Genomic DNA, 17,316 nt, shown 5'->3' on the forward strand with positions numbered 1-17,316 from the left:
GTCGTCCGCGGCGCGCCGCGTCGTGGTGGTCGCGGCAGCCCGCGAGGGCTAGCGTGGTCGCGTGTCCGCTGCTGCGACCGACGCACGCACCGCCCACGACGCAGGCGTCGAGCGCCTGCTCGCGAGCTATCGGGCCGTGCCCGCCGGCTCGACGGTGCGACTGGCCAAGCGCACGTCGAACCTCTTCAGGACCCGGGCGAAGGCGGATGCCGCGAGGCTCGACACGTCCGGACTGACCCACGTCATCTCGGTCGACCGCGATGCGCGCACGGCCGACGTCGCCGGCATGTGCACCTACGAGGACCTCGTCGCGGCGACGCTGCCGTTCGGACTCGTGCCGCTCGTCGTGCCGCAGCTGAAGACGATCACGCTCGGCGGCGCGGTGACGGGCCTCGGCATCGAGTCGACGTCGTTCCGCAACGGACTGCCGCACGAGTCGGTGCTCGAGATGGACATCCTCACCGGCGCGGGCGAGGTGGTCACGGCGACCCGCAGCGAGCACGCCGACCTGTTCCGCGCCTTCCCGAACTCCTACGGCACGCTCGGATACGCCGTGCGGCTGCGCATCGAGCTCGAGCCCGTGCTGCCCTTCGTCGCGCTCACGCACGTGCGCTTCCACGACCTCGCCGATCTGGTGGCGACCATGGATCGCATCGTCGAGACCGGCAGATTCGACACAGGCACGTTCGAGACCGGCACCTCCGAGACCGGCGCCTCCGAGGGCCTGCGCGTCGACTTCCTCGACGGCGTCGTGTTCGGCGCCGACGAGGGCTACCTGTGCCTCGGCACGCAGACCGCGGAGGCCGGCCCGGTCGCCGACTACACCGGTCGACGGATCTACTACCGTTCGATCCAGCACGCCGACGGGGTCGCGCACGACCGGCTCACGACGCACGACTACCTCTGGCGGTGGGACGCCGACTGGTTCTGGTGCTCGCAGGCGTTCGGTGCGCAGCATCCGCTCGCCCGACGCCTCTGGCCCAGGCGGCTGCTGCGCAGCAGCTTCTACGGCAGGCTCATGCGCCTCGAACGCCGGTTCGACCTCGGCGACCGCCTCGAGCGGCTGCACGGCCGACCGGCGCGCGAACGCGTCATCCAGGACGTCGAGGTGCCGATCGACCGGTGCGTCGAGTTCCTCGACTGGTTCCTCGAGCGGGTGCCGATCGAGCCGATCTGGCTGTGCCCGCTGCGGCTCCGCGACGAGGCCGGCTGGCCGTTGTACCCGCTCGGCAAGGGCCGCACGTACGTCAATGTCGGCTTCTGGTCGACCGTGCCGGTGGGCGCCACCGAGGGCGAGACGAACCGCCTGATCGAGCGCGAGGTCGGTGCGCTCGACGGGCACAAGTCGCTCTACTCGGACTCGTTCTACGCACGCGAGGAGTTCGACGCGCTCTACGGCGGCGAACCGTACCTGGCCGCGAAACGACGGTACGACCCGGACTCCCGACTCCTCGACCTCTACGCGAAGGCGGTACGACGACGATGACGACGACCAAGGGCCCGACGGCCGACACCGCGGGCGCGCACGAACAGGCAGGGCGAGCGGATGCCGCGGGCGAGCCGCACGACCCCGGAAGGCTCTCGCTCGCCGAGATCCTCGAGATCTTCGCGGGCGGCCGCCTGCCGCTGCGGTTCACGGCCTACGACGGGAGCTCGGCCGGGCCGGCGGACGCCGCACTCGGGATCGAACTGCTGACGCCGCGCGGCACGACCTACCTCGCGACCGGGCGCGGCGACCTGGGCCTCGCCCGCGCATACATCGCCGGGGACCTCGACGTGCACGGCGTGCACCCGGGCGACCCATACGAACTGCTGGCCGCGCTGGCCGACGAGCTCGTCTTCAAGCTGCCGCCTCCGCGGGTGGTGGCGCAGGTCGTCCGTTCGATCGGCGTGGAGCACCTGCGCCCGATCGCACCGCCCCCGCAGGAGGTGCCGCCCAGGTGGCGGCGGGTCGCCGAGGGCCTCCGGCACAGCAGGTCGCGCGACGCCGAGGCGATCCACCACCACTACGACGTCTCGAACACGTTCTACGAGTGGGTGCTCGGCCCCTCGATGACCTACACCTGCGCGTGCTACCCGAGCCTCGACGCCTCGCTCGACGAGGCGCAGGAGAACAAGTACCGGCTCGTGTTCGAGAAGCTGCGGCTGAAGCCCGGCGATCGGCTGCTCGACGTCGGCTGCGGCTGGGGCGGCATGGTGCGCTACGCGGCGCGGCGCGGCGTGCGCGCCCTCGGCGTGACGCTGTCCGAGGAGCAGACCGCGTGGGCGCGGCAGGCCATCGCCGACGAGGGGTTGGGCGAGCTCGCCGAGGTGCGCTACGGCGACTACCGCGACATCCGGGAGACCGGCTTCGACGCGGTCTCCTCGATCGGGCTGCTCGAGCACATCGGCGTGCGCAACTACGCGTCGTACTTCGATTTCCTGCAGTCGAGGCTGCGCAGCGGGGGCCTGCTGCTCAATCACTGCATCACGCGCCCCGACAACACCTCGCAGGCCTCGGCGCGCGGGTTCATCGACCGCTACGTGTTCCCCGACGGCGAGCTCACGGGCTCCGGCCGCATCATCCGCGAAGCCCAGGACGTCGGCTTCGAGGTGCTGCACGAGGAGAACCTGCGCGAGCACTACGCGCTCACCCTGCGCGACTGGTGCGCGAACCTCGTCGCCCACTGGGACGAGGCGGTCGCCGAGGTCGGCCTGCCCACCGCGAAGATCTGGGGGCTCTACATGGCGGGTTCGCGGCTCGCGTTCGAGACCGGCGGCATCCAGCTGCACCAGGTGCTCGCCGTGCGGCCTGACGAGCGCGGCGGCAACGGCGGGCTTCCGCTGCGGCCGTGGTGGTCGGCGTGAACCGAGGCCGCTGACGGGCTCCCCGACCATGGCGGTTCGGGGCTCGCGCGCGTAGCCTTGATCGCGTCATGAAGGGCATCGCGCATGCGCGGATCGTGACGATCGCAGCCGCGGCGACGGTCGCGGCGGCGCTCGCAGGGTGCACCGCGGTGTCCCCGGCCCCGTCGCCGACCGGCGAGGCGTTGCCGACCGGCGACGCATCTGTAGAGCTCGACCCGTCGCAGTTCAGCACCGTCATCGACAACCCGTACTGGCCGATGGAGCCGGGCACGCGCTGGACCTATCGCGAGACGGATCCCGACGGCGACCTCACGGTCGAGGTCACCGTCACGAGCGAGACCCGCGAGATCGCGAACGGCATCGAGGCGCGCGTCGTGCGCGACTCGGTCCGGCGCGGCGACGAGCTCGTGGAGGACACCTTCGACTGGTACGCGCAGGATGCCGCCGGCGCGATCTGGTACCTCGGCGAGGACACCGCCGAGTTCGAGGACGGCGTGATCGTCTCGCGCGAGGGCAGCTTCGAGGCGGGCGTCGACGGCGCCCTCGCGGGCATCGTGGTGCCCGCGCATCCGGTGCCGGGCATGGAGTACCGGCAGGAGTACCTGCAGGGCGAGGCCGAGGACCAGGGTGCCGTGCTCGGCACGGAGGAGCTCGTCGAGGTGCCCTACGGTGCGTTCACCGGCGCGCTGCTGACCCGCGATACGACCCCGCTCGAACCCGCCGTCGAGGAGCTCAAGTTCTACGCTCCCGGCGTCGGGCCGGTGCTCACGGTGACCGTCTCGGGCGGAGCCGGCCGCGAGGAACTCCTCTCCGTCACGACCGTGCCCGACGGCACCGCGACCGGCCCGCTCGGGTCTCCGGACTGACGCGCCCGACCCGCGTCTACTCGGCGGCGTCGAGGCGACGACGATCTTCTGCGAGCAGGGCGTCCTCGCCCTCGGCGCCCTCGGCGATGACCTCGTCCTCCTCGAGCGAGAGGCGCATCGGGCGCCGGAACAGGCGGGTCAGTGCCAGCAGGATGATGAGGCCGATCGAGAGCCAGAGCAGGCCGTAGATCATCGCGTCGCTGCTGATGTTGAGCCAGAGCACCACGGTGAGCACGACGCCGATGACCGGCAGCACGATGTTGCGCACGATCTGCGACGCGGACCTCACCTCGCGGCGGCGTACCGCGAAGTGCAGGATCACCGTGATGTTCACGACCGTGAACGCGATGAGCGCGCCGAAGTTGATGAGCGAGAAGATGAAGTCGAGGTCGGCCACCGCCGCAGCGAGCGAGACGACGCCGACGAGCACGATCGCGACCGCGGGGGTCTGGAACCGCGGGTGCACGTACGACAGGCTGCGGCTGATCGGGCCGGTGCCGTTGCGGCCCATGACGTAGATCATGCGCGAGACGCTCGCGTGCGAGGCGAGGCTCGAGGCGGCGACCGCCGCGACGGCCGCCGCGACGAAGAGGATCTGGAAGAGCATGCCGCCGACCGAGTAGGCGAGCTCGGGCAGCGCAGTGCCTTCGGTGAGGCCCTCGACGCTCGGGAAGAGCGACTGCGTGAACCACCCGGCGACGAAGAACAGCGCGCCGCCGATGAGGAGCGAAAGCACGATCGCCTTCGGCACGGTGTTCGCGTCCTTCGCCTCCTCGGTGTACATCGTGATGGCGTCGAAGCCGATGAACGAGAAGCAGACGATCGTGGCCGCGCTGATGACCGTCGCGATCTGCACGTTCGCGTGGTACAGCGGTTCGATGCTGAACGGCGTGCCGTTGCCGGCGCCCGCGTTGAGCGCCCCCCACGCGAGGCCCACGAACACGACGATGAGCACGACCTGGAAGATGAGCAGCGTGCCGTTGACGCGCGAGGTCGAGGTGATGCTCCAGAGGTTCAGGAGCGTGATCAGCGCGACGTAGGCGCCGACCCAGACCCAACCCGAGATGTCGGGGAAGAAGGCCTCGAAGTACTGGCGCAGCAGCAGTGCGTTCACGAGGGGGAGCAGGAGGTAGTCGAGCAGCGCCGTCCACCCCACGAGGAAGCCGACGTTCGGGTGGATCGTCTCCGACGCGTAGGTGTAGGCCGAACCGGCGGACGGGTAGACGCGCGTCATGCGGCCGTAGCTGATGGCGGTGAACAGCATCACCACGAGCGCGAAGAGGTAGGCGAGCGGCACCACGCCGCCGCTCTCGTCGGAGACGTAGCCGAACGTGTCGAACACGGTCATCGGGGTCATGTAGCCGAGGCCGAGGCCGACGATCGCCCAGAGCCCGAGCGAACGCCGGAGCTTCACGGGGTGAGCGGTGGGTGCGGAGGTGGTCATGGGGGTTCCTGTCGTCGCCTTCGATCGAGCGGGGCGACGCTACGCTACTCGCGCGCCGCCCGATATCGCCACTCCGGCGGATTCCACGGCGCAGACCCACCGCTCCGTACGTTGCGGCGCGTGCGGTCGGGCGGCCCGAATTCGCCGGGCGCGCCGCCGCGGCATCCGTCACGGGTAGAATCGACGGTCCGCCGCACGAGGAGCACCGTCATCACCAGCAGCACTTCCACCACCCCCGTCGCCGAAGAGCAGACGGCGCTCGACCGCATCCGCGAGGTCGTCGCCGAACTCGTCGCGCAGGAGGCCGAGTACCTCCGCGCGATGCTCGGGCGCCCGAGCGACGAGCTCAACCTCACCGAGCGCGACGCGCTCGTCGCCCACCACTCGCAGCGGCTGCAGGGCCTGCGCACCGCCTCGTACGGCCTGCTGCTCGGAGGCGTGCAGACCGACGACGGCGAGCGCTACCGCATCGGTCGCATCGGGCTGAGCGACCCCGACGACGGCGAACGCCTGCTCGTCGACTGGCGCGCGCCCGTCGCGCGGCCGTTCTACACCGCGACGCCGCTGCACCGCGACGGGGTGAAGGCCAGGCGCCGCATCTCGTCGACCGACCGCACGGTCACCGCGGTCTACGACGAGTCGCTGCTGCTCGAGGAGCTCGACGGCCTCGACGGTCAGGCCGAGGTGCAGGATGCCGCGCTGCTGGCCGCGCTCGATCGGCCCCGCACCGCGCACATGAGCGACATCGTCGGCACGATCCAGCGCGAGCAGGACGCGATCATCCGCGGCCCGCTCGCAGGCACCCTCGTGGTGCAGGGCGGCCCCGGCACCGGCAAGACCGCGGTGGCGCTGCAGCGGGCCGCCTACCTGCTCTACGAGCACCGCAACCGGCTGTCGAAGTCGGTCGTGCTGATCGTCGGCCCGAACCTCAAGTTCCTCGAGTACATCTCGCAGGTGCTGCCCTCGCTCGGCGAGGACTCGGCCGTGCTCGTGACCCCGAGCACGCTCGTGCCCGGGGTCACGGCGACCGCGACCGAGTCGCCCCTCGCGGCCGAGTTCAAGGGCCGCCTCGACATCGTCGGGGCGCTGAAGCATGCGGTGCAGGGGTTCCAGGTGCCCAACGCGGGTACGCGCGTGCTGCGCCCGGCGGGCCTCAAGGCGATGGACCTCGACGTGCGCCTGCTGCACCGGGTGCGCACGCGCGGCCGGTCGAACGGCACCCCCCACAACGAGGCCAGGCCCAAGTTCGAGAAGGCGCTGCTGACCGAGATCCTGCGCCTCGAGGATGCCGAGCACGGCGCCTCGGCGATGGAGGACTGGGAGCGGCGGGCCGACTGGGCTGAGGATCCCGCGGTGCAGGAGCTCTTCGACGAGCTCTGGCCGCTGCTCGACCCGGTCGAGGTCGTGCGCGACCTGTTCGCCGATCCGGCGCGGCTCGACGAGGCGTTCCCGCACCTCGAGCCTGCGCTGCGCTCGGCGCTGCTGCGTCCGCGAGAGCACGGACTCACGCCCGCCGACATCCCGCTCGTCGACGAGCTCGCCGAACTCCTCGGCGAGGACCCGCGTCCGGCGGCGGCCGCGGCCACGCGGGCGCGCGCCGATCGGGCGGTCGACCTCGCGTACGCGCAGAACGTGCTCGACATGGTCGAGGACGCCGACGCCGACGAGGACCACCTCGCGGCACCCGTGTCGATCGTGACCGCTGCGACGCTCGCCGACCGGCAGATGGCCGGCGACGGTCGCACGCCGGCCGAGCGCGCCTCGGCCGACCGCGAGTGGGTCTACGGCCACGTCATCGTCGACGAGGCGCAGGAGACGAGCCCGATGCTGCTGCGCGCGCTCATCCGCCGCTGCCCGACGCGGTCGATGACCCTCGTCGGCGATGCGAACCAGTACACCGCGACCGATTCCCCGTTCACGTGGGCCGGCCTGCTCGACCCGCAGGTGCCGCGGTGGGGCCGTACCGACCTCACGGTCAACTACCGCACGCCGGGCCGCATCATGCGCCTCGCGACCGGCGTGCTGCGTCGCATCGACGCCGGAGTGTCCGAGCCCGCTTCGGCCCGCGACGGCGAGCACGAGCCCCGCATCGTGCGCGTGACCGCATCTGAGCTCGGCACCGCGGCCGCGCGCGAGGCCGCCGAGGCGCTCGCCCAGAGCGACGGCACGGTCGGCGTGATCGCGCCGCTCGGGGTGCACGGCGCGCTGCGCGACGTGCGCACGGCGGAGGCCGAGCGGGCCGCGGCCGAAGGCACGTCCGCTCGCCTCTGGATCGGCACGCCCGATGACGCGAAGGGCCTCGAGTTCGACGCCGTGGTCGTCGCCGTGCCGCCGATGCCCTCGCCCGACGCCGTCTCGGTCGCGACGTGGAAGCGGCTCTACGTCGCGCTCACCCGCCCGACCCAGCGGCTCACGGTCGTCGAGGCGGGCGACGTCATCGGCTGAGGCCGCCGGCGCGCCCGCCGGAAGCCGCGCCGGTGCCGCCGTCGGCGCCGCCGCCCGCACTCGCGGCCGCGAGATCGGCCGGCCTCAGCGTGCGCGCGTAGTCCTCCTTCAGCACCGCGAGATGGAACCAGGACTCGGTGTGCCGAACGCCCGGCAGCGCGCGGATGCGCTCGAGGCTCGTGTAGAGCGCGCTCGCCGAAGGCTCGACGAGCGTGAGGATGAGGTCGAAGCGTCCGAGCGACCGCGCCGCGAAGTCGACGCCCCGCCACGATCGGATGGCGTCGATCACGGCGTCGTCGTCGCCTGCGAGGGAGAGGCCGACGCCGAGTGCCAGCTGCCGTTGCGTGAGGCCGCGAGCCTCGACGGCGCTGATCTTGATGACGCCGCCCTCGATGAGCCGATCGACGCGGGTCGCCACCGCCGAGGGGGAGAGCCGCACGGCCTCGCCGAGCTCGCGGAAGCTCGCGCGCCCGTCGGTCTGCAGGAGTTCGATGAGCGCGGTGTCGGTCGCGTCGATGCGGATGCCGCCGCGGTACTCCGAGACGAAGAACCCCTTGATCACGGTGGAGTAGATGAGCGTGCTGATGTCGGCGACGCCCGGCAGCGAGCGGATGCGCGCCAGCAGCCCGTGCAGGGCGGGCATCGTGCCCACGCGGATCTCGGTCACGAGGTCGTGCACCCCGCCGGTCGCCGACACGAAGACGGTCTCGTCGAGGTCGCGGAGGTGCGCGGCGACATGATCGGTCGTGCCGTCGGTGCGCACCGCGACGTGGGCCAGCACGTGCTGGCCGAGGAACGCGGGGTCGACGGCCGCGACGACGCGCACGGTCCCGTCGGCGCGCATGGCCCGAAGCCGCGACGACACGGCGGCCCGGGGCTGGCCGACCGCGGCGGCGAGGTCGTGGATGCTCGTGCGCCCGTCGTCCTGGAGCGTGCGGATCAGGTCGGCGTCGAAATCCACCATGTCGGCCTCGAATCGGTCAGATACCTCGGAACGTGCGGCGAGTGCGCCATTTCCACAGTGTAGAGCGCGATCAAGGTGACGGGAACGCTCGGATGAGACATCCGTTGTACAGAACACCAGTCAGACGTGTTCGTGACTGGAGTTCCGTAGTTGCGGCACCCGCGTGGGCGCTCGTAACATCCAACGCGTCGTCCAACCTGCCGGACCCTGCCGGCCCCGTCTCATCCGCAAAGGAGCGGCCATGACCCCCACGCACAGCCGAGCGCGCCGCGCCGGCATCGCGGCGTTCGTCGGCACCACCATCGAGTGGTACGACTTCTACGTCTACGCGACCGCCGCAGCCCTCGTCTTCGGACCCCTCTTCTTCCCGAGCGACGACCCGCTCGCCGAGACCGCCGCGGCGTTCGCCACGTTCGCGATCGCGTTCCTCGTGCGCCCCATCGGCGGCATCGTCTTCGGCCACATCGGCGACAAGCTCGGCCGCCGCGTCTCGCTCGTCATCACGCTGCTGCTCATGGGCGTCGCGACCGTGCTCGTCGGCTGCCTGCCGACCTACGAGACCATCGGCATCGCGGCGCCCATCATGCTGATCCTGCTTCGCGCCCTGCAGGGCCTCGCGGTCGGCGGTGAGTGGGGCGGCGCGGTGCTCATGAGCGTCGAGCACGCGCCCGAGAAGTCCAAGACCTTCTACGGCGGCTTCACGCAGCTCGGCAACCCCGCCGGCGCGCTGCTCGCGTCGGGCATCTTCGCGATCATGTCGCGCATGGGCGACGACTTCATCATGAACGGCGGATGGCGCATCCCGTTCCTGCTCTCGATCGTGCTCGTCGGCGTCGGACTCTGGGTGCGCTACCGCGTCGAGGAATCGCCCGTCTTCGAGCAGAAGATCGAGGGCCGCAAGCAGTCCATGCCGCTCGCGTTCGCCCTGCGCAGCAACTGGCGGACGATCCTGCTCGGCATCGGCATCCTGCCCATCTCGACGGGCGGCTACTACCTCGCCACCACGTTCGCGACCGCGTACGCCACCGGCGAGCCGATCTCCATGAACGCGCAGGTCATCCTCGACGCGATGACGATCGCCTCGTTCATCGAGTTCGTCGTCACGCTGCCCGTCGCCTGGCTCGGCGACAAGTGGGGCCGCAAGAACATCATGTACCTCGGCCTCGTGACCTCGGTGCTCACGTTCGTGCCGTTCATGCTGCTGCTGCCCGGCAAGGTCGAGCCGCTGATCTTCCTCTTCGCGTCGCTCGTGCGCATCGCGATGAGCGCGACCTACGCCCCGCTCGCCGCGATCCTCGCGCAGATGTTCCGCCCGCAGGCCCGTTACACCTCGCTCGCCCTGTCGTACGGAGTCGGCGCGGCCATCTGGGCCGGATTCTCGCCCTGGTTCGCGACCCAGCTCATCGCGTGGACGGGCAGCGTCTGGTCGGTGATCGCGATGTTCACCGGGATGGCCGTGATCGCCGGCATCTGCACGAGGCTCGCCCCGCAGCACTCCGACGAGGCGCCCGTCACGGCCTCGTTCACCGCGCGCACCGACACGACGGCGACGACGATGCCGTGAGGAAGCTGACCGCCTTCGACCGGCCCGTGCAGACGGCGCCGAGGATCCTGACCGCACGCCGCATCCGCACCGTCGACGCGGCCGACGCCATCGCGACCGCGATGCTCGCCGACCGCGGACGCATCCTCGCGGTCGGCACGCTCGCCGAGTGCGAGGCCGCTGCAGCCGCAGCGGGCCTGGCCCCCGAGCATGTCGACCTCGGCGACGCGGTGATCGTGCCCGGGTTCGTCGACGCCCACGCGCATCCGCTCATGTACGGGCAGATGATGACCTGGGTCGACTGCGGGCCGGCGAAGGCGGGCAGCATCCCCGAGATCGTCGCCCTGCTCCGCGCCGCCGCGGCCGATCTGCCCGCAGGTCGCCCCGTTCGCGGCTACGGCTACGAGCAGCGCAACCTGGCCGAGAAGCGGCATCCGACCCGCTTCGAACTCGACGAGGTCGCGGCCGACCGCGAGGTCTACCTCATGAACGCCTCGGGCCACGGCGGCGTCGTGAACTCGGTCACGCTCGAGCGGGCCGGCGTCGACCGGGACACCCCGAACCCCGACGGCGGCGAGTTCTTCCGCGACGCCGACGGCGAGCTCACGGGGGAGCTGTCGGATGCCGCGTGCAACATCCTCACCGGCGTGCACGGGGTGAAGGTCGGCCACCACGGCCCGAACTTCCACCTCGCCGACGAGCCCGAGGAGCACCTCCGCCAGCTCGACCTCGCGACCCAGCGGTTCCTCGCCGGGGGCGTGACCGCGATCGGCGACGCCCAGGTCTCGCGGCGCGAGTTCGACATGTACCTGCGCCTCGCGGAGGCCGGGCGCCTCGACCTGCGCGTGTCGATGTACCTGCTCTCGCACCTGCTCGACGACGCGCTCGAGATGGGCCTCGTCGGCCAGTTCGGCAACGCGCACCTGAGCTTCGCGGGCATCAAGTTCTACGCCGACGGCACCCTCGGCGGGTGGACGGCGTACTTCCCAGACGGGTACGTGGGCGACCCCTGCCGCACCGGGCAGCTCTACCACGAGCCCGCGGCCTACGCCGAGCTGATCCGCAAGGCGCACGCCGCCGGCCTGCAGACCGCGACGCACGCCCAGTCGCCCACCGCGATCGAGATGGTCGTGTCGGCGATCGAGGCTGCGCTCGCCGAGCGCCCCGAGGCCGACGCGCGCCACCGCATCGAGCACTGCGGCCTGCCGACGCCCGAGCAGATCGAGCGCATGGCCGCGGCCGGCATCCGCCCCGTGAACCAGCCCCAGCACTACTACAACTGGGGTGAGGGCGTCGAGGAGGCCATCGGCACCCCGGGCGAGCGGTTCAACCCGCTCGGCGAGTTCGCGGCCGCCGGCGTGCCCGTGACGATCTCGTCGGACGCGCCCGTCGCCGAGCCGATCCCGCTCGAGGCGATCCAGACGGCGGTCACGCGTGTGACCCGACGCGGCCACAAGCTCGGGCCCGACGACCTGCGCATCACCGCGGCGGCGGCACTCCGCGCGCACACCTACGAGGGCGCCGTGTCGCTCGGACGCGAGGACGACCTCGGCTCGCTCGAGGTCGGCAAGCACGCCGACTTCGCCGTGCTCTCCGACGACCCGCTCGAGGTCGACCCCGAGCGCATCACGCAGATCACCGTGCTCGAGACCTGGGTGGACGGCGAGCGCCGCCACCGGGCCTGAGCGGAAGGAACCCCGAGATGAACCAGCCCCTGCTCGACGAGACCATGGAGCAGCTCGCCGCGCCCTACGCCGACACGGCCGGGCGCGCGGTGCTCGAGACGATCCGCGCCTACGGCGTGACGGCGGTGTTCGGCATCCCCGGCACGCACAACCTCGAGCTGTACCGGCCGCTCGGCGACCTCGGCTTCCGCGCGGTGACGACCAGGCACGAGCAGGGCGCAGGCTACGGCGCCGACGGCTGGGCGCAGCAGACCGGCCTGCCTGGCGTCGTCATCACGACCTCGGGGCCCGGTCTGCAGAACGCGATGAGCGCGATCGGCACGGCGTTCTGCGAGTCGCGCCCGCTCATCGTGCTCTCGCCGGGCGTCGCGCTCGGCGCCGAGTTCAGCGACGTGGGCACCCTCCACGAGACGAAGGACGCCTCGGCCATGGTCGCCGCGATCGCCGAGTGGTCGCGCCGCGTGACTTCGGCGTCGGAGGCCGTCGAGGCCGTGCACGACGCGTTCGCCCTGTTCCGCACCGGTCGCCCCCGCCCGGTGCACATCGAGATCCCGCTCGACGTGCTCGAGTCGCCCGCGGATGTCCCGGCCGACGCCCGTGCGGCCCGCCCGATGCCGGCGCCCGCGCGAGCCGACGCGTCCGCCGTGGCCGAGGCGGCAGCGCTCCTCGCCGCCGCGCAGTCGCCCGTGATCGTCGCGGGGGGCGGCTCGACGCGTGCCGCCCCGCAGGTGACCGCGCTCGCCGAGCGCCTCGGCGCACCCGTGCTCACGACGCTGAACGGCAAGGGCGTGCTCGACGAGCACCACCCGCTCTCATTCGGATCCAACCTCCGCATCGCCGCTGCGCGAGAGGTGGCCGAGGCCGCCGACGTGCTCGTGGTGCTCGGCTCGAAGCTCGGCGAGGCCGAGCTCTGGGCGCCGTCGCTCGAGGCACGCGGACCGGTCATCCGCATCGACATCTCCCCGGCGCAGGTGCACAAGAACCTCGCCGCGACCGTCGGACTCGTGGGCGACTGCGCGACCGTGCTCGACGACCTGCTTGCGGCGCTCGGCGACGGCCTTCCGACCGGAGCTGGTGCGCCGACGAGCCCCGCCCCCGGCCTCGCCGCCGCCCGCGCCGCGATCGACGCGGAGGTCGCCGCGACCGAACCCGCGACGGTCGCGCTCGCCGAACGGATCGCCGAGGCCATCCCGGCCGACGCGATCGTCGCGGGCGACTCGTCGCAGATCGTCTACCTCGCGCTCGCGAGCGTGCTGCGCCGCGACCGCCCGCACGGACTGCTCTACACGCCGACCTACGCCACCCTCGGCTACGGCCTGCCCGCGGCGATCGGCGCGCGCGTCGCGCAGGACGATCGCCCGGTCGTCGCCGTGCTCGGCGACGGGGCGCTCATGTTCGCCGTCAACGAGCTCGCGACCGCGGTCGAGCAGCGCCTCGACCTCACGGTCGTGTGCGTCGACAACGGCGGCTACGGCGAGATCCGCCAGAACGAGGTCGACCGCGGCATCCGCCCCATCGGCGTCGAGCTCGTGCAGCCCGACTGGGCCGCGCTCGCGACCGCGTTCGGCGCGACCGGGCGCCGCGTCGACCGCGTCGACGACCTCGGCGACGCGATCCGGGAAGCCGTCGCGGTCGGCGGCGTGCAGCTCGTGCACGTGCGCCAGCCCGGTGCCTGACCGTCTCGACGACCCCTTGACCTCGGAAGGAACCACCATGAATCCCACGGATGCCGCCGCCCAGGCGGAGACGCCCGAGCCCGGGAGCGGCACGCACGGCGGGCTCGGCGCCGAGCCCCGCGTGGGCGTGCCCGGCGGACCCGTCGGCCCGGTCGACGCGAGCCGCGTGCCCCGCTTCGCGGGCATCGCCACGTTCGCACGCCTGCCGCGCCTCGAGGACGTGCCGCGCGCCGACATCGCGGTGCTCGGCGTGCCCTTCGACAGCGGCGTGAGCTACCGCCCAGGCGCCCGGTTCGGACCGGCGCACGTGCGCGAGGCCTCCCGCCTGCTGCGCCCCTACAACCCGGCGCAGGACGTCTCGCCGTTCGCCGCGCAGCAGGTGGCCGACGCCGGCGACCTCGCGGTGAACCCGTTCGACATCGACGAGGCCGTCGCCGACGTCGAGGCCGGCGCCCGTGCGCTGGGCGACCGGGCCGACCGCCTCGTCGTCATCGGCGGCGACCACACCATCGCGCTGCCGCTGCTGCGCGCCGTGCACGCGAAGCACGGTCCGGTCGCGGTGCTGCACTTCGATGCGCACCTGGACACCTGGGACACCTACTTCGGCGCTCCCGTGACGCACGGCACCCCGTTCCGCCGGGCGTCCGAGGAGGGGCTGATCGACCTCACCGCGAGCATGCACGTCGGCACGCGCGGGCCGCTCTACGGCGTCGAGGACCTCGCCGACGACGAGCGGCTCGGCTTCGCGATCGTCACGAGCGAGGACCTCGAGGAGCACGGCGCCGCGGCCGCGATCGAGCGGATCCGCACCCGGATCGGCGACGCACCGCTGTACATCTCGATCGACATCGACGTGCTCGACCCGGCGCACGCGCCCGGCACGGGCACGCCCGAGGCCGGAGGCCTCACGAGCCGGGAGCTGCTGCGCATCATCCGCTCGCTCGCCGACAAGCGCATCGTCGGCGCCGACGTCGTCGAGGTCGCCCCGGCGTACGACCACGCGCAGCTCACGGCCGTCGCCGCGTCGCACGTCGCCTACGAGCTCATCAGCGCGATGGCCCCGCGCGACTGAGCGGAGGAGATCGGCGGATGCCGGTGCGCGGGCGTTGCTGCGAGGGGGCGCACGCCGGCGCATGGCCGGTGTCCGTGTCGCGCGCCGGGGGGCGTGCGACCGGCCGGGGCGCGGGGAGGGCGCCCCGGCCGTGCCGCCGGGCGGCCGTGCCGGCACGCGTCTGCGACAGGTTCCGTGACGTCGGGCGCCGGGCACGGCAGACTCGGGGCATGGCGATCTCGGAATCCGACCTCATCCACCTGCGCCGGGCCGTCGCGCTCGCGAGCGAGGCCGCCGACGCGGGCGACGGGCCGTTCGGCTCGGTGCTCGTCGACGCCGCCGGCGTCGAGCGGTTCGCCGATCGCAACCGCGAGCAGAGCACGGGCGACCCGACGCGGCATCCGGAGCTCGAGATCGTGCGCTGGGCCGTCGCGAACCTGACCCCCGCCGAGCGCGCCGCATCGACGGTGTACACGTCGGGAGAGCACTGCGCGATGTGCTCGGCGGCGCACGCCTGGGTGGGCCTCGGCCGCATCGCCTACGTCGCATCGGCCGAGCAGATCGCCGGATGGCGGCGGAATGCGGGCAGCGCGCCCTCGGCGGTCGCACCCCTGGCCATCACGACGGTGGCACCCGCGCTCGCGGTCGACGGTCCGGTCGAGGAGCTCGCGCCCGAGATCCGCTCGCTCATCGTGCGGGCCGTCCGCGAGGGCTGATCGCACCGACCCGTGCATCATGGGGCAACCGGGTGCGCTCCGCGCGGAGCGCGCGTAGGGTGGACGGACGGGTCGACGGCGCCGGGCTCCAGAGGCCGGCGCGAACGGCCCGGCGGGCAGCCCTGAACCACCGCCCGCGGGGAGCACCGACGATGTCCTGGGACGACGATTTCGACGCCGACGAGCTCGGCGGGCATCGGCACGCCCGAGCACAGGTCGACGATCCGAAGGCGCGCGGCTGGAGGCTCGTCGGTCGTGTCGGCGCCTACGCGGGCGCCGTCGTCGGCGTCGTGGCGCTCGTGATCGGCGCGGTCGTCGCCGTGAACGTCATCGGACAGGCCGCCAATCCCGGCGGCTTCGCGGCGCCCTCCGCCGATGGCCCGCACGTCGCCTTGCCGCCGGTCGCCTCCGCGTCCGAGGAGCCAGCCGAGTCCGACCAGCCCGCCGACGACGAGACGGTCGCCGAGGGCGACGGCGAGGCCGTCGACGAACCGACCGACCTCTCGGGGTTCACCCCCTCATCCGCTTCGATGCCGATGGTCGACGACACGTGGCTCGTCGACGTCGCCGCTGCGACCGGCATTCCCGAGCGCGCGCTGTTCGCCTACGCGCTCGCGCACGTCATCGTCTCCGCCGAGCAGCCCGAGTGCGGGGTGGACTGGGCGACGATCGCGGCCATCGGATCGATCGAGTCCGGACACGGCAGCCACGGCGACACCTCGCTCGACGAGTCGGGCCATGCGCAGCCGCCGATCATCGGCCGGGCGCTCGACGGCAACGGCGTCGCGAAGATCGGCGACACCGACGGGGGAGCGCTCGACGGCGACGCCACCTGGGATCGTGCGGTCGGCCCGATGCAGTTCATCCCGTCGACGTGGGCGAAGTGGGGCGCCGACGGCGACGGCGACGGCGTGGCGGATCCGAACCAGATCGACGACGCGGCGCTGGCGACGGCCAACTACCTCTGCGCGTCGGGCTCGATGACGAGCGCCGAGGGGTGGCGCGCCGCCGTGTTCTCGTACAACCACGACAACGACTACGTCGACAAGGTCGCGAAGGCCGCCCAGAAGTACGCTGACGCGGCCGGATAGCGCTTCGGATGCCGCGGCATCCGTTCGGCCGTATAGCATCGCCGGACGGCGATACCCGGCGCCGTGCCCACCCGCGCGGCGACTCCCGACGCGCGGCACCCCACCCGACGGCCGCGGCCGGCAAGGAGCCCCACCCATGAAGATCGACGGCAACGTCTTCGTCGTCACCGGCGCCGGCAACGGCATCGCCCGCGAAGCGACCATGCACCTGCTCGCCCGAGGCGCCTCGGTCGCCGGAGTCGACCTCAGCGAGGCCGGCCTCGCCGAGACCGCGCGCCTCGCCGATGCGGGCGACCGGTTCTCGCAGCACCTCGTGGACATCACCGATCGGGCGGCGGTCGAGGCGCTGCCCGCCGCGGTCGAGCGAGCGCACGGCCGGGTCGACGGCATCCTGAACATCGCGGGCGTGATCCAGCAGTTCGTGAAGGTGGTCGACCTGCCCTTCTCCGAGATCGACAAGGTCATGAGCGTCAACTTCGGCGGGGTCATGAACATGTGCAAGGCGTTCCTGCCGACGCTGCTCGCGCGCCCCGAGGCGGCGATCCTGAACGTCGCGAGCATGGGCGCCTACGCGCCGGTTCCGGGCCAGGCGGTCTACGGCGCCTCGAAGGCGGCGGTCAAGCTCGTCACCGAGGCGCTCTACGCCGAGCTCCTCGACACGAACGTGCAGGTGACCGTGGTCTTCCCCGGAGCCATCGGCACCGACATCGCCGCGAACTCGGGCGTCACCCTGGCGGGCGGTGAAACGAGGGAGGCGGCCGCCGAGGCATCCTCGTACAAGACGACGAGCCCGATCGTGGCGGGCCGGGTCGTCGTCGACGCGCTCGCGAAGGGGCGGTTCCGCGCCACGATCGGCTCCGACGCCGCGGCCATGGACCGCATCTCGCGCATCAACCCCAAGTACGCGACGACCCTCATCGCCAAGCAGATGGGCAGCCTGCTCGGCTGACGCGCGGGCAGACCGAGGGGGCGGAGGCACGAGCCGTGC

At 72.3% G+C, this 17,316-nt stretch carries 13 protein-coding genes; 11 read left to right on the plus strand and 2 right to left on the minus strand.

Annotated elements, in window-relative coordinates:
• Positions 1–61: 61 nt before the first annotated feature.
• The 3 genes from BM342_RS04600 to BM342_RS04610 all read left to right on the plus strand — a co-directional run bounded on the left by BM342_RS04600 (position 62) and on the right by BM342_RS04610 (position 3,713).
• Positions 62–1,486, plus strand: coding sequence for an FAD-binding oxidoreductase (locus BM342_RS04600; protein WP_092964288.1), 1,425 nt, complete (start codon positions 62–64; stop codon positions 1,484–1,486).
• Positions 1,483–2,847, plus strand: a complete 1,365-nt coding sequence (locus tag BM342_RS04605; protein WP_092964289.1) for a class I SAM-dependent methyltransferase — start codon at positions 1,483–1,485, stop codon at positions 2,845–2,847. Before BM342_RS04600 ends, BM342_RS04605 begins: the two co-directional genes overlap by 4 nt.
• A gap of 68 nt (positions 2,848–2,915) precedes the next feature.
• Positions 2,916–3,713 (plus strand): hypothetical protein, encoded by a 798-nt coding sequence (locus BM342_RS04610; protein ID WP_092964290.1) that lies wholly within the window; start codon positions 2,916–2,918, stop codon positions 3,711–3,713.
• 16 nt (positions 3,714–3,729) lie between these two features.
• On the opposite strand, the gene BM342_RS04615 is transcribed toward BM342_RS04610, so the two are convergent.
• On the minus strand, positions 3,730–5,157 hold the full coding sequence (locus tag BM342_RS04615; protein WP_092964291.1) for an APC family permease: 1,428 nt from the start codon (positions 5,155–5,157) through the stop codon (positions 3,730–3,732).
• Positions 5,158–5,277: 120 nt separating this feature from the next.
• Here BM342_RS04615 and BM342_RS04620 point away from each other — a divergent pair, with 120 nt between their 5' ends.
• The gene (locus BM342_RS04620) at positions 5,278–7,602 is read left to right on the plus strand and encodes a HelD family protein (RefSeq protein ID WP_092964292.1); all 2,325 of its coding nucleotides are present in this window, start codon (positions 5,278–5,280) and stop codon (positions 7,600–7,602) included.
• Here the strand turns inward: BM342_RS04620 and BM342_RS04625 are convergent.
• On the minus strand, positions 7,592–8,566 hold the full coding sequence (locus BM342_RS04625) for an Lrp/AsnC family transcriptional regulator (RefSeq protein ID WP_255368517.1): 975 nt from the start codon (positions 8,564–8,566) through the stop codon (positions 7,592–7,594). The genes BM342_RS04620 and BM342_RS04625 overlap by 11 nt on opposite strands.
• 241 nt (positions 8,567–8,807) lie before the next feature.
• On the opposite strand from BM342_RS04625, the gene BM342_RS04630 reads away from it, so the two are divergent.
• The 7 genes from BM342_RS04630 to BM342_RS04660 all read left to right on the plus strand — a co-directional run bounded on the left by BM342_RS04630 (position 8,808) and on the right by BM342_RS04660 (position 17,277).
• On the plus strand, positions 8,808–10,130 hold the full coding sequence (locus BM342_RS04630; RefSeq protein ID WP_092964293.1) for an MFS transporter: 1,323 nt from the start codon (positions 8,808–8,810) through the stop codon (positions 10,128–10,130).
• Positions 10,127–11,794 carry an amidohydrolase gene (locus tag BM342_RS04635; protein ID WP_092964294.1) on the plus strand — a complete coding sequence of 556 codons (1,668 nt, stop codon included), beginning with the start codon at positions 10,127–10,129 and terminating at the stop codon, positions 11,792–11,794. The genes BM342_RS04630 and BM342_RS04635 overlap by 4 nt, the downstream gene beginning before the upstream one ends.
• Before the next feature lie 17 nt (positions 11,795–11,811).
• Positions 11,812–13,470, plus strand: coding sequence for a thiamine pyrophosphate-binding protein (locus BM342_RS04640; protein ID WP_255368518.1), 1,659 nt, complete (start codon positions 11,812–11,814; stop codon positions 13,468–13,470).
• A 37-nt stretch (positions 13,471–13,507) separates the two neighbouring features.
• Positions 13,508–14,542 (plus strand): agmatinase, encoded by a 1,035-nt coding sequence (gene speB / locus BM342_RS04645; RefSeq protein WP_092964295.1) that lies wholly within the window; start codon positions 13,508–13,510, stop codon positions 14,540–14,542.
• Positions 14,543–14,751: 209 nt separating this feature from the next.
• On the plus strand, positions 14,752–15,237 hold the full coding sequence (locus BM342_RS04650; protein WP_092964296.1) for a nucleoside deaminase: 486 nt from the start codon (positions 14,752–14,754) through the stop codon (positions 15,235–15,237).
• A gap of 152 nt (positions 15,238–15,389) precedes the next feature.
• Positions 15,390–16,328, plus strand: coding sequence for a lytic transglycosylase domain-containing protein (locus tag BM342_RS20120; protein ID WP_255368519.1), 939 nt, complete (start codon positions 15,390–15,392; stop codon positions 16,326–16,328).
• 136 nt (positions 16,329–16,464) lie between these two features.
• A complete protein-coding gene (locus tag BM342_RS04660; protein ID WP_092964297.1) occupies positions 16,465–17,277 on the plus strand; it encodes an SDR family NAD(P)-dependent oxidoreductase in 813 nt (270 codons plus the stop codon).
• Positions 17,278–17,316 lie beyond the last annotated feature (39 nt).

The organism is Agromyces sp. CF514, assembly GCF_900113185.1.
Classification (GTDB): Bacteria; Actinomycetota; Actinomycetes; order Actinomycetales; family Microbacteriaceae; genus Agromyces.

Bases quoted from the DNA above. Each gene is read 5' to 3' on its own strand.
- BM342_RS04605 (WP_092964289.1), top strand. From the start codon at position 1,483: ATGACGACGACCAAGGGCCCGACGGCCGACACCGCGGGCGCGCACGAA.
- BM342_RS04610 (WP_092964290.1), top strand. From the start codon at position 2,916: ATGAAGGGCATCGCGCATGCGCGGATCGTGACGATCGCAGCCGCGGCG.
- BM342_RS04615 (WP_092964291.1), bottom strand. From the start codon at position 5,157: ATGACCACCTCCGCACCCACCGCTCACCCCGTGAAGCTCCGGCGTTCG.
- BM342_RS04625 (WP_255368517.1), bottom strand. From the start codon at position 8,566: ATGGTGGATTTCGACGCCGACCTGATCCGCACGCTCCAGGACGACGGG.
- BM342_RS04630 (WP_092964293.1), top strand. From the start codon at position 8,808: ATGACCCCCACGCACAGCCGAGCGCGCCGCGCCGGCATCGCGGCGTTC.
- BM342_RS04640 (WP_255368518.1), top strand. From the start codon at position 11,812: ATGAACCAGCCCCTGCTCGACGAGACCATGGAGCAGCTCGCCGCGCCC.
- speB (WP_092964295.1), top strand. From the start codon at position 13,508: ATGAATCCCACGGATGCCGCCGCCCAGGCGGAGACGCCCGAGCCCGGG.
- BM342_RS04650 (WP_092964296.1), top strand. From the start codon at position 14,752: ATGGCGATCTCGGAATCCGACCTCATCCACCTGCGCCGGGCCGTCGCG.
- BM342_RS20120 (WP_255368519.1), top strand. From the start codon at position 15,390: ATGTCCTGGGACGACGATTTCGACGCCGACGAGCTCGGCGGGCATCGG.
- BM342_RS04660 (WP_092964297.1), top strand. From the start codon at position 16,465: ATGAAGATCGACGGCAACGTCTTCGTCGTCACCGGCGCCGGCAACGGC.